This is a genomic window from Streptomyces sp. S063 (genome assembly GCF_002832675.1).
GTDB lineage: Bacteria > Actinomycetota > Actinomycetes > Streptomycetales > Streptomycetaceae > Streptomyces > Streptomyces sindenensis.
This window is the reverse complement of sequence record NZ_CP021707.1, coordinates 2,944,441-2,958,868: the sequence shown is the minus strand read 5'-3', so window position 1 is coordinate 2,958,868 and position 14,428 is coordinate 2,944,441. Positions and strand designations below refer to the sequence as shown.

At 71.9% G+C, this 14,428-nt stretch carries 12 protein-coding genes; 5 read left to right on the top strand and 7 right to left on the bottom strand.

The window, feature by feature from the left end; genetic code table 11:
* Window positions 1-79: 79 nt before the first annotated feature.
* Both CCZ36_RS13345 and CCZ36_RS13340 read right to left on the bottom strand, forming a co-directional pair.
* Complete coding sequence (locus CCZ36_RS13345) at window positions 80-1,312, bottom strand: MFS transporter (protein ID WP_069744615.1); 1,233 nt, start codon at window positions 1,310-1,312, stop codon at window positions 80-82.
* A gap of 5 nt (window positions 1,313-1,317) precedes the next feature.
* Window positions 1,318-2,670, bottom strand: a complete 1,353-nt coding sequence (locus CCZ36_RS13340) for an FAD-dependent oxidoreductase (protein WP_128817725.1) — start codon at window positions 2,668-2,670, stop codon at window positions 1,318-1,320.
* Between the two features lie 145 nt (window positions 2,671-2,815).
* Here CCZ36_RS13340 and CCZ36_RS13335 point away from each other — a divergent pair, with 145 nt between their 5' ends.
* On the top strand, window positions 2,816-3,181 hold the full coding sequence (locus tag CCZ36_RS13335; RefSeq protein ID WP_069740244.1) for an ArsR/SmtB family transcription factor: 366 nt from the start codon (window positions 2,816-2,818) through the stop codon (window positions 3,179-3,181).
* Between the two features lie 81 nt (window positions 3,182-3,262).
* On the opposite strand, the gene arsB is transcribed toward CCZ36_RS13335, so the two are convergent.
* On the bottom strand, window positions 3,263-4,351 hold the full coding sequence (gene arsB / locus CCZ36_RS13330; RefSeq protein WP_128817724.1) for an ACR3 family arsenite efflux transporter: 1,089 nt from the start codon (window positions 4,349-4,351) through the stop codon (window positions 3,263-3,265).
* Entirely contained in the window at window positions 4,348-4,656 is a 309-nt protein-coding gene (locus CCZ36_RS13325) for an ArsR/SmtB family transcription factor (RefSeq protein ID WP_023416076.1), read from the bottom strand. The genes arsB and CCZ36_RS13325 overlap by 4 nt, the downstream gene beginning before the upstream one ends.
* A gap of 90 nt (window positions 4,657-4,746) precedes the next feature.
* Between CCZ36_RS13325 and CCZ36_RS13320 the strand changes: the two genes are divergently transcribed.
* Window positions 4,747-5,169, top strand: a complete 423-nt coding sequence (locus CCZ36_RS13320) for an arsenate reductase ArsC (RefSeq protein WP_069744618.1) — start codon at window positions 4,747-4,749, stop codon at window positions 5,167-5,169.
* 213 nt (window positions 5,170-5,382) lie between these two features.
* Here the strand turns inward: CCZ36_RS13320 and CCZ36_RS13315 are convergent, their stop codons facing one another.
* Window positions 5,383-6,450, bottom strand: a complete 1,068-nt coding sequence (locus CCZ36_RS13315; protein WP_069740256.1) for a M23 family metallopeptidase — start codon at window positions 6,448-6,450, stop codon at window positions 5,383-5,385.
* 286 nt (window positions 6,451-6,736) lie between these two features.
* Here CCZ36_RS13315 and CCZ36_RS13310 point away from each other — a divergent pair, with 286 nt between their 5' ends.
* From CCZ36_RS13310 to rocD, 3 genes are all read left to right on the top strand, one after another.
* On the top strand, window positions 6,737-7,267 hold the full coding sequence (locus CCZ36_RS13310) for an Lrp/AsnC family transcriptional regulator (protein ID WP_069740247.1): 531 nt from the start codon (window positions 6,737-6,739) through the stop codon (window positions 7,265-7,267).
* Between the two features lie 174 nt (window positions 7,268-7,441).
* Window positions 7,442-8,242, top strand: a complete 801-nt coding sequence (gene ddaH, locus CCZ36_RS13305) for a dimethylargininase (protein WP_069740248.1) — start codon at window positions 7,442-7,444, stop codon at window positions 8,240-8,242.
* Window positions 8,242-9,477 carry an ornithine--oxo-acid transaminase gene (gene rocD, locus CCZ36_RS13300; protein WP_128817723.1) on the top strand — a complete coding sequence of 412 codons (1,236 nt, stop codon included), beginning with the start codon at window positions 8,242-8,244 and terminating at the stop codon, window positions 9,475-9,477. The genes ddaH and rocD overlap by 1 nt, the downstream gene beginning before the upstream one ends.
* 92 nt (window positions 9,478-9,569) lie before the next feature.
* On the opposite strand, the gene CCZ36_RS13295 is transcribed toward rocD, so the two are convergent.
* Together CCZ36_RS13295 and CCZ36_RS13290 are read right to left on the bottom strand one after the other, a co-directional pair.
* Window positions 9,570-10,928 (bottom strand): lipase family protein, encoded by a 1,359-nt coding sequence (locus CCZ36_RS13295; RefSeq protein WP_069744621.1) that lies wholly within the window; start codon window positions 10,926-10,928, stop codon window positions 9,570-9,572.
* Between the two features lie 163 nt (window positions 10,929-11,091).
* The gene (locus tag CCZ36_RS13290) at window positions 11,092-14,394 is read right to left on the bottom strand and encodes a hypothetical protein (RefSeq protein ID WP_237302654.1); all 3,303 of its coding nucleotides are present in this window, start codon (window positions 14,392-14,394) and stop codon (window positions 11,092-11,094) included.
* Window positions 14,395-14,428 lie beyond the last annotated feature (34 nt).

Below are 14,428 nucleotides of genomic sequence, written 5' to 3'. Positions count from 1 at the left end.
GGCGGCAGCACGAACCCGACGCTCCGGTCGTCGAGCAGGGGTGACCGGGGTCCTGGCGCGAATCACGTGACGGTGGGCCTCAGCGGTGTTCAGGCAGTACCGCACCTCCACGCGTACGCGCGCTCCGGGCAAGCACGGCAGCTACCAGCGAGCTTCCCGCCAGTGCGAGGAAGAGCCGGTCGTAGCCGCCGAGCGGTCCGGCGAGGGCGGCCCCGGCCCAGGGGGCGAGGGCGGCGGCGAGGGTGGCGGGAGCGGTGAGGAGCGCGGAGAGCCTCCCGTAGTGCGTGGTGCCCCAGCGGTCGGTGACGGCGGTGGCCTGGAGGAGGGTGAGGTTGCCGCGGACAACGCCCGCGAGGACCGCGAGCAGGACGAGGAGCGGGACCGGACCGGGGACGAGAGCCAGTGCGGCCGTGGTGGCTCCGCCGAGGGCGATCAGGACGGTGGTGCGCGCGGTGACGGACGTCCTGGCGGCGAGACCGGCGTAGAGGGTGCGGCCGAGGGTCTGACCGGCACCGCCGAGGCCCAGGGCCCAGGCCGCGGCGGTGGTGCTCGCGCCCCGTTCCTGAAGAAGGGGTACGAGCCCGATGACGACCGCGTACATCGCGAAACCGGAGAGGGTGAAGGCGACGGCCAGGACGACGAAGGGGCGGCTGCGGGTCACCGCGGTGCCTTTGCCTGTCGCCGGTGGCGCGGGCGGTGCCGGCGGCCAGGGCGCGCGCAGCGCGAGGGCGTGGGCGGGGATGGTGATGAGGGCGAGGATCACGGCGAGAGCGGCGTAGGTCGAGCGCCAGCTCAGGTGCTGGGCCAGCGCGGCGGTGAGGGGGGCGAACACCGTGCTCGCGAGGCCGCCGGCCAGGGTGAGGACGGTCAGGGCGCGGATGCGGTCGGGGCCCCACCAGCGGGTGAGCGCGGCGAAGGCGGGCTGGTAGAAGGTGGCGGCCATCGCGACGCCGGCCGCTGCCCAGGCGGCGAAGAAGACCGGGAGGTTCGGGGCCGCCGCCACCGTGAGTACCGCCAGGACGGCGAGGACCGATCCGCCGGTCATCACGAGGTGAGGGCCTCGGCGGTCCAGCACTCTGCCGATGGGGATGCCGGTCGCCGCCGAGACGAGCAGGGCCAGGGAGAAGGCGGCTGTCGTGGCGCTCGTGGACCAGCCGGTGTCGGCGGTGATGCGGGAGAGCAGGACGGGGAAGGCGTAGTAGACGATGCCCCAGCTGGTGATCTGTGTGGCGCAGAGTGCGGGCAGCACGGCGCGTGGCCGCGACCGGACCCCCGTTCCGGTCGCGGCCTCCGGGGCCTTGGCGTCGGGCACCGCGGTCAGCAGCCGCCGGAGGAGGCGGGGGCTCCGATGCCGATGGTCTCCGTGGTGGGGGTGGCGCAGCAGCCGCCGTTCCCGGCCCGGTCCGCCTCGGGCTCGTCGAAGAGGCCGGCTCCGCCGCAGACGCCGGTCTCGGGCAGCGTGAGTTCGACCCGCTCGGCGGCTTCCCGGTCGCCGGCGATGGCCGCGGCGACGGAGCGGACCTGTTCGTAGCCGGTCATGGCCAGGAAGGTCGGTGCTCGGCCGTAGGACTTCATGCCGACGAGGTAGACGTCCTTCTCCGGGTGGGAGAGCTCCTTGACCCCGTGCGGGTAGACGGTGCCGCAGGAGTGCTGGTTCGGGTCGATGAGAGGGGCGAGTTCACCGGGGGCCTGCAGGCGCTCGTCGAGGCCGAGGCGGAGTTCGGAGACGAAGGACAGGTCCGGGCGCAGACCGGTGAGGACGATGACCTCGTCCACGGGGTCGAGGCGGCGGCCGTCCTCGGCGACCAGGACCACCTGCTCGCCCGCCCTCTCGACCGACCCGGTGCGGAAGCCGGTGACCGCGTCGGCGTACCCCTCGTCGACCGCGGCCTTCGCGGCGAGGCCCAGGGCCCCGCGGGCGGGCAGCTGGTCGGCGGCGCCGCCGCCGAAGGTCGAGCCCGAGATCCCCCGGCGCAGCACCCACACCGCGTGGGTGCCCCCCTCCTGTCGGGCGAGGCCGGCCAGCGAGGCCAGGGCGGTGAAGGCGGAGGCCCCGGAGCCGATGACGGCGGTACGCCGGCCGGCGTACCGGGAGCGGACGGCCGGGTCCTTGAGGTCGGGGATCCGGTAGGAGATCCGGTCGGCCGACGCCTTCTCGCCGATCGCGGGGAGACCGTCGCCGCCGAGGGGGCCGGGGGTGGACCAGGTGCCGGAGGCGTCGATGACCGCGCGGGCGAGGAGACGCTCCTCGGAGCCGTCGGTGTGGCGCACGTGGACGGTGAAGGGCTGCCGCTCGCGGTCGGCGTCCACGACACGGTCCCGGCCCAGGCGGGAGACGCCGGTCACGGTGGCGTCGTAGCGGACCTGGTCGCCCAGGACGTCGGCGAGGGGCTGGAGGTACTTCTCGGCCCAGTCGGCCCCGGAGGGGTAGGTCGCACCGTCGGGGGCGGCCCAGCCGGTGGGCGCCAGGAGCTTCGCGGCGGCCGGATCGACCAGTTCGGACCAGGTGGAGAACAGGCGTACATGACCCCACGCGCGCACCGCGGCCCCGGCCGCGGTCCCGGCCTCCAGGACCAGGGCGTCGGTACCGCGCGCGGTGAGGTGGGCGGCGGCCGCGAGGCCGACCGGGCCGGCGCCGATGACGACGACGGGAAGCTGCTGTTCGTTCATGGCGGGTGGTCTCCTCGGAACGGGGCGGCGGACGGCGGCATGCGATCGGCGCGGACCGGCGACGACCGCCTTTGATTCGATGTTCGTCGATGTCCTTCCGTGTCTGGAGCTTGCCACTTGCATCGGCGGGTGTCAACATAGACATATGTCGAATTCGCGGATGATGGAGCTGCCGGTGACGCCCGTCGGGCAGGTGGAGCCGTGCTGTCCGCCCCTCACCTCGGCCGAGCTCTCGCAGGCGGACGCGGAGAAGATGGCCGCGATGTTCAAGGCCCTGGCCGACCCGGTGCGGCTGCGCCTGTTCTCCAAGGTCGCCTCGCACCCGGACGGGGAGGCGTGCGTGTGCGACATCGCCGACGTCGGCGTCTCCCAGCCGACCGTCTCCCACCACCTCAGGAAGCTGCGCGAGGCCGGTCTGCTGGCCTCCGAGCGGCGCGGTACGTGGGTCTACTACTGGGTGGAGCCGTCGGTGATCGCCGGAATGGCGGCTCTCCTCGCCAGTCCCGCCTGATCGGGCGGGACCGCGAGGGCGGCGGTCGGTCTCTGCCCCGCCGGGTGAGGCGGGGCAGCCGAATTCTGCTGTACGGCCGGGCTACTTGATCTGCGGCGGGGTGAACTTCTTGCGCCAGGCGAGCGAGACGTACACCAGGGCGACGAGGACGGGAACCTCGATCAGCGGGCCGACGACTCCGGAGAGGGCCTGGCCGCTGGTGACGCCGAAGGTGGCGATGGCGACCGCGATGGCGAGCTCGAAGTTGTTGCCGGCGGCCGTGAAGGCGAGGGTGGCGGTGCGGTCGTAGTTCAGGCCGATCGCCTTGCCGAGCAGGAACGTGCCGAACCACATCACCGCGAAGTAGACGAGCAGCGGGAGGGCGATCCGTACGACGTCCAGCGGCTGCGAGGTGATCGTCTTCCCCTGGAGGGCGAAGAGGATGACGATCGTGAAGAGCAGGCCGTAGAGGGCCCAGGGGCCGATCTTCGGCAGGAACTTCTGCTCGTAGGACTCGCGGCCCAGCTTCTTCTCGCCGATGCGGCGGGTGAGGAAGCCGGCGACGAGCGGGATGCCGAGGAAGATGACGACGTTCAGCGCGATCTTCCCCATGGAGATGTCGAGGGTCTCGCCGTCGCCGAGGCCGAGCCAGCCCGGCAGCAGGTCGAGGTAGAACCAGCCCAGGACGCCGAAGGCGATGACCTGGAAGACCGAGTTGAGGGCGACGAGGACGGCGGCGGCTTCGCGGTCGCCGCAGGCGAGGTCGTTCCAGATGATGACCATGGCGATGCAGCGGGCGAGGCCGACGATGATCAGGCCGGTGCGGTACTCGGGCAGGTCCGGCAGGAAGATCCAGGCCAGGGCGAACATGAGCGCCGGGCCGAGGACCCAGTTGACGACCAGGGAGGAGACCATCAGCCTGCGGTCGCCGGTGACGGCGTCGAGCTTGTCGTAGCGGACCTTGGCGAGGACCGGGTACATCATGATCAGCAGGCCCACGGCGATCGGGAGCGAGATGCCGCCGATCTCGACCTTGGCCAGCGTGTCGTTCAGCCCGGGGATCAGCCTGCCGAGCCCGAGGCCGAGGCCCATGGCCAGGAGGATCCAGACGGCGAGGAAGCGGTCGAGCGTCGACAGCTTCGCGACGACCGAGGCCTCCTCGGTGGTCGCGGGCGCTTGGGTGGGGGTCACGGGCAGGCCCTCTTGTTCTCGGCTGCGGTACGGGCGGACTCGGCCAGGTCGGCGAACTGGCCGGCGAGCTGGGCGATGACGTCCGGGCGGAGCTTGTAGTAGGTGAAGCGGCCGCAGGGCTCGGTCTCCACGACTCCGGCCTCGCGCAGCACTCTCAGATGGTTGGAGAGATTGGTCTGCCGGGCGCCGGTCTCCTCGACGAGGTGGGTGGTGCACAGGGTCTCGCGGGCGAGCAGGGTCACGATCTGCAGGCGCAGGGGGTCGCCCAGCACCCGGATCAGTTCAGTGTCGACTGACGTCATCATGGGCTGATACTCTCACATCAGTGGTGGCTGACACCATCAGGTGCTGAAGTCATTCGTGCCTGATTTCGCCGTGAGACAAGAGAGACTGCCGTGTCCGAGAAGCCCTCTGTCCTGTTCGTCTGCGTCCACAACGCCGGCCGCTCCCAGATGGCCGCCGCCTGGCTGTCCCACCTGGCCGGAGACCGCGTCGAGGTCCGCTCCGCAGGCTCCGCCCCCGCCGACCGGGTCAACCCCGCCGCCGTCGAGGCCATGCGCGAGGTCGGCATCGACATCGCCGCCGAGACCCCCAAGATCCTCACCGTCGACGCGGTCAAGGCGTCCGACGTCTGCATCACCATGGGGTGCGGCGACACCTGCCCCGTCTTCCCCGGCAAGCGCTACCTCGACTGGACGCTGGAGGACCCGGCGGGCCAGGGCGTCGAGGCCGTCCGCCCGATCCGCGACGAGATCAGGAAGCTCGTCGAGGGCCTGATCGAGGAGATCGCCCCGGCGAACCCGGAGCGGACCGCATGAGCGGGATCCGCGAGGCCGTCATCATCGGATCCGCCCCCGCCGGGGGCATCGCGTCGCCGCAGGTCGGACGTGTGCGTGAGCGCCCCGCGAACGACAGCTCTTGAACAGCTCTCATGAACGTCACGGGATCCCGTCCGGTTGCTTCGACCGGGCGGGATCCCGTGGTTCTCCTGCCGCCGGGCCCGTGGTGTCCCGCGAGCGGCGCCCCGGGCGTCAGCCGGTGCGGTTGTAGATCGCCGTGCCGGGGCAGGCCGTGACGCCGAGACGGGTGCCGCAGCCGGAGTACTGGGCGGATCCGTTCCACCACGCCCAGCCGCCGATCGTGCGGCCGTTCAGCCAGGTGTACTGGCCGTTGTAGTTGGCGTCGTACGTGCGCAGGGACCAGTGCACGTGGGCGCCGGTCGCGGAACCGCCGGCGCAGGTGTCGGTGCCGATGCTGCCGAGCAGGGCACTGCGCGCGATCGACGTCCCGTTGTAGTAGGTCGTGTTCCGCAGGTGGTAGTAGTCCGTGGAGAAGCCGCCGGGGTGGATCACCCGGGTCCAGCCGCCGCCCGCGCCGCACATCGAGGTGGCCGTACCCTCACGCGACGAGCGCACCAGACCACTGGCGTTGCCGCCCGCGAAGTCGAGGGCGCTCCAGTAGCCGGTCGCACCGTCATGTGCGTGAGGGCCGCCGGTCAGGGTCATGTAGTAGTCGGGCATCCAGGGCAGCAGCAGTCCGCTGGTGTTGGCCAGGGCGCCGGCCGGCGCGGCCTGCGCGTCCGGGGTCACCTTGCGTTCGGCGTAGGCCTTCATGGTCCGCCGCTCCGCCGCGCCGACCAGCGGGGATTCGGCCACATGGTCGGCGAACTCGCGGTCGCCCTCCAGGCCCGAGACCCACCGTCCGTCCGTGCGGTGGGCGATGTAGAGCCAGCCCTCCGGTGCGCCGTGCCGCGTGCGCGACGCCTCGACGTAGGCGACGCCGCGGGCCCAGTCGCCCGAGACGTCGCGTACGTCGACGACCACCTTGCGGCCCTCGTCGGCGAGTTCGCCGACGGCGGCACTCGGGGCGAGTTCCCTGGCGTCGTGGGACCGCGAGAGGACGTCCGCGGAGACGGCGTCCAACAGCGCCTGGCGTTCGGCGCCGAGACGGTCGGCGACGGCGGCAGGCATCTTCACGACCACCCCGGCGGACGGGTGCCCGACGCCGGCCGAGGAGTTCGCCGGAGCGGCGGGGGCGGCGGCGAGCAGTCCGGTGACGGCGAGGGCGATGGCGGAGAGGGCGGTGACGGCGGTCCTCATGTACGCGGACACACTCGGTCTCGGCAGCACGGGAAATCCCCTGTCGTTGGTCAGTCAGGTGCGTGTTGTCATGGACCTGACTGAGTGTGTGCTGCTTGTCAACGCGCGTCAACCAGGCAGGAGTTCCGTCATTTGTCGGCCCAATGGCGGCGAAGCCCCAGAGCGTCGTTCCTTCGCCGATGGAGGTCATGGTTCGGCGCACGCCGAGGGCGGGCCGTGCGAACCGGCAGGATGGGGGAGACCGACGGCCCCTTCCCGGGGCGGCACGAGGGGAAGGTCACCCGCCATGACCACGAAGCCCACGCCGTTCGACGAGCTCGACCGGAAGATCGTCGCGACCCTGATCGCGAACGCCCGGGCGAGTTTCGCCGAGATCGGCACGTCCGTCGGGCTGTCGGCCACCGCGGTCAAACGCCGGGTCGACCGGCTGCGCGCCACGGGGGTGATCACGGGGTTCCGGGCTACCGTCCGCCCGGCCTCGCTCGGCTGGCGCACCGAGGCGTACATCGAGGTGTACTGCGACGGCGCGGCGCCGCCCAGGCGCCTGTCCGAGGTGGCGCGCAAGTACCCGGAGATCGTGGCGGCCATGACGGTGACCGGGGCCGCCGACGCCCTGTTCCACATCAGGGCCACCGATGTGGAGCACTTCGAGGAGGTGCTCGAACGGATCCGCAGCGAACCCTTCATCCGCAAGACGATCAGCTACATGGTGCTGTCCCACCTGCTGCCGGACAGCCCCGAGGCGGGGGTCAGCGAGCCCGCGCCCGACGCCGGAGAGGATGTGGGCGGCGGCGGTGACGCACTGAACCTGCTCTGAGTGGCGCATCTGCGCAGCATTCCTGCGTATGCGTGCAGCCTTTCGTTCTTGGCGGGCGCGCGGGCCGCTTTCTACGGTGATGACATCCCCATCGTCACCCGGAGAACGCGGAGGAAAGCCGTGCCCGTAGAACGTGGCCCGCTGGGCCGTGGCCCGAGCCTCAGGCGCTATCTGATGTGCGAGCCCCGCCATTTCGAGGTGCGCTACGCCATCAACCCGTGGATGGACACCGGCACACCGGTCGATCTCCCGCTCGCCCGTGACCAGTGGCTGACCCTGGTCGAGGCGTACCGGGCCCATGGCCACACCGTCGAGACGATCGTCCCGGTCGCCGGTCTGCCCGACATGGTGTTCGCGGCGAACGCGGCTCTGGTCATGGACGGCAAGGTCTTCGGCTCGTCCTTCCACGCGCCCGAGCGGCAGCCCGAGGCGGCGGCGTACACGCAGTGGTTCAAGGAAGCCGGGTACGAGGTCCGCCCCTCCCGTTCGGTCTGCGAGGGCGAGGGGGACCTCGTCCCGGCCGGACGGTACGTACTGGCGGGAACGGGCTTCCGTACGCACAGCTCCGCGCACCGCGAGGTGCAGGAGTTCTTCGGCAGGCCCGTGATCGGCCTCGACCTGGTGGATCCGCGCTTCTACCACCTGGACACGGCTCTGTTCCACCTCGGCGGGGAGCCGGACGGGGGCGCCGGGGCGGACGCGGGGAACATCGCCTACTACCCGGCGGCGTTCTCCCCGGGCAGCCGTGAGGTCCTGCGGCACCTCTACCCGGACGCGGTCGTCGCCACGGAGGAGGACGCCTTGGCGTTCGGCCTCAACTCCGTCTCCGACGGCCGTCACGTCTTCATCGCTCCGCAGGCCCACGGCCTGATCGACGAGCTCGCCCACCGTGGCCATGTCCCCGTCCCGGTCGACCTTTCGGAGTTCCGCAAGGCCGGCGGCGGCATCAAGTGCTGCACCCAGGAGATCCGCTGATGACCGACACCGTCACCCCTTCCGCCGCCTCCGGGACGCGCTCGTCGGAGCAGCTGATCCGGGCCGAGGCCCCGGTGCTCGCCCACAACTACCATCCGCTGCCCGTGGTCGTCGCCCGCGCGGAAGGCGCCTGGGTCGAGGACGTCGAGGGCCGTCGCTACCTCGACATGCTGGCGGGCTACTCCGCTCTCAACTTCGGCCACCGCCATCCCGCCCTCATCGAGGCCGCGCACCGCCAGCTCGACGAACTCACCCTCACCTCGCGCGCCTTCCACCACGACCGGCTGGCCGGTTTCGCCGAGCGCCTGGCGGCGCTGACCGGCCTCGACATGGTGCTGCCGATGAACACCGGCGCCGAGGCCGTGGAGAGCGCGGTCAAGGTCGCCCGCAAGTGGGCGTACGAGGTCAAGGGCGTCGCACCGGACCGGGCGACGATCGTCGTCGCCGACGGCAACTTCCACGGCCGGACCACGACGATCGTGAGCTTCTCGACGGACGGGACGGCCCGGGCCGGCTTCGGTCCCTTCACCCCGGGCTTCCGGGTCGTCCCGTACAACGACCTCGCCGCCCTGGAATCCGTCGTGGACGAGACGACCGCGGCCGTGCTGATCGAGCCCGTCCAGGGCGAGGCCGGCGTCGTCATCCCCGACGACGGCTACCTCACCGGGGTCCGTGAACTCACCCGGCGCGCGGGGTGCCTGTTCATCGCCGACGAGATCCAGTCGGGCCTGGGGCGCACGGGCCGCACGCTGGCCGTCGACCACGAGGGCGTGGTCCCGGACATGCTGCTCCTGGGCAAGGCCCTGGGCGGCGGCATCGTCCCGGTCTCCGCCGTGGTCGCCCGCCGCGACGTGCTCTCCGTGCTCGGGCCCGGTGAACACGGCTCGACCTTCGGCGGCAACCCGCTGGCCGCGGCGATCGGTTCCGCGGTCCTCGACCTGCTGGCCACCGGCGAGTTCCAGCGGCGGGCCGCCGAGCTGGGCGAAGTACTGGACCGCGGTCTGGCCGCCCTCGTCGGCGCGGGCGTCACGGCCTACCGGGCCCGCGGGCTGTGGGCGGGCGTGGACATCGACCCCGCGATCGGCACGGGCCGGGAGATCAGCGAGCGGCTCCTCGCCGAAGGGGTGCTGGTCAAGGACACCCACGGCTCGACGGTACGGCTGGCGCCTCCGCTGACCATCACCGAGGAGGAACTCGGGGCGGCGCTCACGGCCTTGGCGAAGGTGCTGTCGTAACGCCGCGCCGCGCCGGGCAGGGGTGCGGTCCCGGTCACGTACACCGGGCCGCACCGCTGCCGTACGAGCGGGGCGGCTGCCCCACGAGCCGGTCAGTTCGTGACGGCGGGCTTCTCCGGCGCCAGCGAGTTGCCCGCGGGGATGCGGCCGCAACTGGTGGGGGCGGTCTTGCCCGCGAACCGGTCGTCGAGCCAGGACATCGCGCGCGGGGTCCAGTACGGCATGGCACCGAAATGGCTGAGCAGGTTGTACTGCTCGTACCGGATCGAGGGGTTGCCGGTGGCGCAGTACTGGTTGGCGAGCGCCCGCACATCACCGGCGACCATCACACCGTCGCCCGTGCCGATGCCCGGCGGCCGGTTGAACGTTCCCTCCAGCACGCCCGCGTTTCCCTGCCCGATGAAACCGGGGACGGTCGGGGTGGCCGCCTCGCCGAGGTTGACCTTGTTGACCGCGTCGACGAAGGCGGGGATGGAGTTGGGGTCCTTGTACTCCGGCTTCGCCAGGTCCTTCCAGGTCAGCCCCGGGTAGCGGCCCAGCGCATCGACGATCGAGCCGTGTTCGAGCTCGTCGAAGACCGCGATGCCCCTCGGGTTCAGATAGCGCTCGATGTCGATGTCGTAGGCACGGGACACGCCGATCACCGCCATCGGCAGCACGCCGGTCCACACCACGGAGCCGTCTATGTACTTCAGGTTGTGCGCCGGCGCGACGAGCAGCCCGGCTTCGGCGAACCCGACCAGCTGCCTGTTCACCTCGGGGGCGTACTCCGGGGCCAGGGCCGCCGCCCAGTTGGTGGCGATGGCCCCGCCGGAGTACCCGAGCAGCCCGAACCTGGTCCCGCCGTGCAGCCCCGTCGCCCCGGCCCGGGTGCTCGCCCGGATCGAGTCGAGGGTGTTCGTCCCGTACGCGGGACCGGCCGCGAACTCGGCGCTCTGGCCTTCGGTGTCGGGGATGACGAGGTCGTAGCCCTTGAGCAACAGCGGTGCCATGACGATGGATTCGACGTTGGCGATGATCCCGCCGAGGGTGACCTTCCCGGCGATGGCCCGGGAGGGGCCGTCCTCGGGGTCGAGGGAGTCGTAGAACGACTGGTACGAGACCGCCTTGCTGCCGTCGCCGCGGTGACTGCGGACCACCGTGGTCACGTTGGCCGACGGCCGGCCCTGGGCGTCGGTCGTGCGGTAGAGCAGCTGGACGGCCTTGACCGGCGTCGGGATGCCGAGGACGTGATAGTCCAGCGTGCGCTTCTTCAGCACGTCGCCCGGCGCGTAGGAGGACAGCGGCTCGCTGCCGTCGTAGCGGTAGAACGGGTCGGACGCCTTGCTGTCGTTCTGCGCGGCTGCGGCGGGCGTGGCGGTGGCGGGCGTGGCCCAGGCCGTCGGCGCCGCGCCGACGGTGAGAGCGGTGACGACGGCGACGGCCAGCAGGCCGGCGGTGCTCCGGTTCATGATTCCCCCGGTATCCGAATCTGGGTGCACGAGGCGGCACTACCTGGTGGGCAAGGCGGCACAACCCTTACCGCGAGGTAACTTACTGGGGGTAACGGCGCGGCGTACAGATGCGCGCGCATGCTTTTCGACCGGGGCGGCGCGGGCGGCTGCCGGGGCCCGCCTAGTGCTCGTTCCGGGACAGGTTCGCCAGGAGGACCAGATGCTCCGGGGCCACCGCGGCGATCGCCTCGACCAGGTGGTCCCAGGGGCCCAGGGCCAGTGCTTCGACGAGCAGGACGCGGCCCGTCGGTGTGGGACCGTGGGAGTGGGCGATGGCTGCCAGGGCCTGGCTCCGGTGGTCCGGGGCGGTGATGGCGTCGGCCAGGGCGCGGGCTTCGTGGGGCGCGTCCGCCCGGACCGACGCGCTGACGACCTCGGCCATGGCCGCCTCACGCTGAGCGGATACGGAGATCTCGTCGAGCAGAGCGACCGCCCGGGGAAAATCGCCCCTGCCCGCCATGCCCGCCGCGAGGTGCCTGAGGCAGCGATCGCCTCCACGGGCGTCCGCCAACTCCTCGGCGAGCCGCTCCGCCCACGCGTATTCGCCCGCCCGCACGAGCTTCTCCACAACCCTGGCGAGGAAATCGGACACGACGACGTCCGGCAGGGAGTCGGTGAGAGCCAAGGCATTCTCGAAGTCACCGGCCGCCAGATAGGCGCCGGCCGCGCAGTATCTGTTCCACCCCTGCTGGTACGCGCTGTCCAAGGCTTCCGCCCTGTCCAGGAGCTCCCGAGCCACCTCCCTCGCCAGGTCGGGATCGCCGGTCTCACCGAATGCCTCGGCCACGCGCTGCATGGAATCAGCGTGTTCCGAGTGATGCGCTTCCTGCCGCGTCTCCTCGAGTAGCGCGGCCAGCATGGCGACCTTGTGGTCATCCCGGCCGATCGCGTGCAGCCCGCCCGCCACGTAGGCCAGGCGCAGCAGCCGGAGGTATCCGGTCTCCGCTTCGGCCGACTCCCTCGCCCAGTGGACGAGCCGGTGTGCCTCGGACTCGGCGCCCGCCGCCGCCAAAGCCCGGGCGACGGCGATCTGCGCGGTCACATTGCCCCTGGGCGTCGTGCTGTTCCGGGCGAGAGCCGTCGCTGTGGCCGCCACGGTCTCGGCCTGTTCCCTCTCGCCGGCCCGGAGCAGGAAGTCCGACGTGTCGGTCCGAAACTCCGTCCGCCATCCATGGCCGGACACTTCGTCGGTCACCGTGAGAACCCGCCGGGCCAGCCGCGAGATCTCTGCCGGGGCGGCCGACCGGGCCATCCTCCTTCCGACCGCGACCAGAATCCTGGCCACGTCGATCGGGGCGGTGAGGCGGTCCGCGACCTCCAGCGCCCAGGCCGGTTCGCCGACTTCGGCCGCCGACACGGCAGCGGCGCAGAGCCCTTCGTCACGGTCGGCCGGGTCGGGCAGGAACCCGGTGGCCACCTCTTCCGCGCGTTCGTACTCCCCGGTCGCCGCAAGGCCCGAGGCGATCTGAGGGAAGAGCCATTGGACGCTCTGGGGGTCGTCGATCGTATGCGCCAGATCGGCCGCGTCACGGGCGATGATCGCGGCGCGCTGCGCCAGGCCCGGCGCAGGTGCGAGGCGTACGGCTATGTGACTGAGATTCTGGGCCTGCCGGAACACCCCTTCGTCGTCCGAGCGGTCCCGGACGGCCAGGTCCACCGTCTCCCGCGCCCGTTCTTCGTTTCCGAACAGGGAGAACGCGCAGGCCAGATCGGCGTACAGCTCGCCCTGCTCGACGCCGCGGACTGCCGCGACGGCGTGCAACGCCTCGGCGAAGTGCGGCGTGATCGTCTCCACCCCGATCCGCCCGTGTGCCGCGTGGTCGCCGGCCGCCCGTCCGACCGTCGCGACGAGAGCCGGCGCCAGTCGGTCCGTGCCCTTTGCCTTCGCGGCCGTTCGGAACGCCTCGCCGTAGAGGCCCGCCTCCGCCAGCCCTTTCGCGATGGCCTCCAGGAATCGGGCCTCGTCCTCGCGGCTGTCCGCGTCCGCCGCCAGCGCCTCCGCCTGCTCCCGGTGACCGGTGGCGGCGAGGCAGGCGGCGACGGCGGTCAGGGCGCCCACCCGGTCGTACGGCTCCCGCTGCGATTCCGCCAGGCTGATGGCCCGGCCGGTGTGCCCGAGCCGTGCCCACAGGCCGATGAGACCGGGCGGCAGAGCCCGGGTCCGCTCGTGCAGCCCGTCGCGGGCGGCGGCCAGGCGCAGAGCGGCCGAGACGTCCAGGTCGCCACTCTGCCTGCCCTGTCCCAGCAACTGGTCCAGTGAGGCCGACAGATCGCCGAGCGCTTCCAGGTCCGCCCCGGTGACCTGCCACAGCCGCTCGTGCCGTGCGGCGTCGCACACCAGCTCGACCAGCTGCCCGGTGTTCCCCAGTTCGCGCAGGAGCTGTGCGTAACCGCGCAGCAGGTACTCGGGCGTCGCGGCGGGCCAGCCCGCGCTCCGGTACGTCTGGGCCCACGCGTGCAGCCGCGTGCGGCAGTCCGCCAGCTCCGCGTCCGTGATCAGCTCCGCCGCGCTGCGCTGGATCTCCTCGTGGGCCAGGAGGTAGACCTCGGGGCCGCCGGGTGTCCAGTGCGCCGAGCGGCGGCGGAAACTGCGGCCGCTGACGGCGGACAGCTCGCGCTCCACGAGGCGGGGCCGGCTTCCGGTCAGTTCGGCGATGTCGCTCGCGCTGAGCCCGCCCCCCGCCGCCACCGTCAGGCTGACCAGCTCACGCCCCAGCCCGCCGCCGTCGAGCAGCCGCAGCAGGTTCTGCTCCGCGTCCCAGCGGGCCGCCTGGGCGTGCGGGGAGGGCTCCAGCCAGTGGTTGATCTCCGTGGTCCGCAGCGGATGGTCGCCGGGCACATCCTCAGGTACGGGCGGGTGCGGGCGGCCGGCCACGATGATCCGCATGCCGTGCGGGGGCGTACGGGGCAGCAGCGCGGCGATGCTGTGGCAGTCGGGACCGGCGGTGACGCCGTGGTCCTCGTCCAGCCCGTCCACCACCAGGACGAGCCGTCGGCCCTCCGTCGCGCAGCGCTCCGCGGCACGGTCCATGGCGAGCCGCAGCTGTTCGTCCCGCGTGGCCGGCGTGCTCAGCGGCTCCTCCTCCCGCAACAGGGCGTACAGCTGCCGCTGGACGACCTCGCAGAAGGCGGCGGCGTCGTTCTGGCCCGCCATCCGGGAGGTGATGAAGAACGCGACGACATCGATTCCGGGTGGCGGATTCAGGACGAACTCCGCCAGCAGGGCGGACTTACCGGCCCAGGCGGGGGCCAGCCAGCGCCAGTAGTTCTTTCCGGCCGCTCCCCGCGGACGTTCCTCCGTGCTGAAGGACGCCAGTTCCGAAAGCTCGGCCACACGTCCCCGGAAGTCGGCCGCCGCCATCCTCTCGACCTGGAGCAGATAGCCCGATACGGCGGGCCGTCGCGGGGGAGAGGAAAACGTCACGGGGCCGTTGATGACCCCGGTGTTGGAGAGGGCC

What these genes read in the sequence shown, in the direction of transcription:
- CCZ36_RS13340 (WP_128817725.1), bottom strand. Translation starts at nt 2,670, where the DNA reads ATGAACGAACAGCAGCTTCCCGTCGTCGTCATCGGCGCCGGCCCGGTC.
- CCZ36_RS13335 (WP_069740244.1), top strand. Translation starts at nt 2,816, where the DNA reads ATGTCGAATTCGCGGATGATGGAGCTGCCGGTGACGCCCGTCGGGCAG.
- CCZ36_RS13325 (WP_023416076.1), bottom strand. Translation starts at nt 4,656, where the DNA reads ATGATGACGTCAGTCGACACTGAACTGATCCGGGTGCTGGGCGACCCC.
- CCZ36_RS13315 (WP_069740256.1), bottom strand. Translation starts at nt 6,450, where the DNA reads ATGAGGACCGCCGTCACCGCCCTCTCCGCCATCGCCCTCGCCGTCACC.
- CCZ36_RS13310 (WP_069740247.1), top strand. Translation starts at nt 6,737, where the DNA reads ATGACCACGAAGCCCACGCCGTTCGACGAGCTCGACCGGAAGATCGTC.
- ddaH (WP_069740248.1), top strand. Translation starts at nt 7,442, where the DNA reads ATGTGCGAGCCCCGCCATTTCGAGGTGCGCTACGCCATCAACCCGTGG.
- rocD (WP_128817723.1), top strand. Translation starts at nt 8,242, where the DNA reads ATGACCGACACCGTCACCCCTTCCGCCGCCTCCGGGACGCGCTCGTCG.
- CCZ36_RS13295 (WP_069744621.1), bottom strand. Translation starts at nt 10,928, where the DNA reads ATGAACCGGAGCACCGCCGGCCTGCTGGCCGTCGCCGTCGTCACCGCT.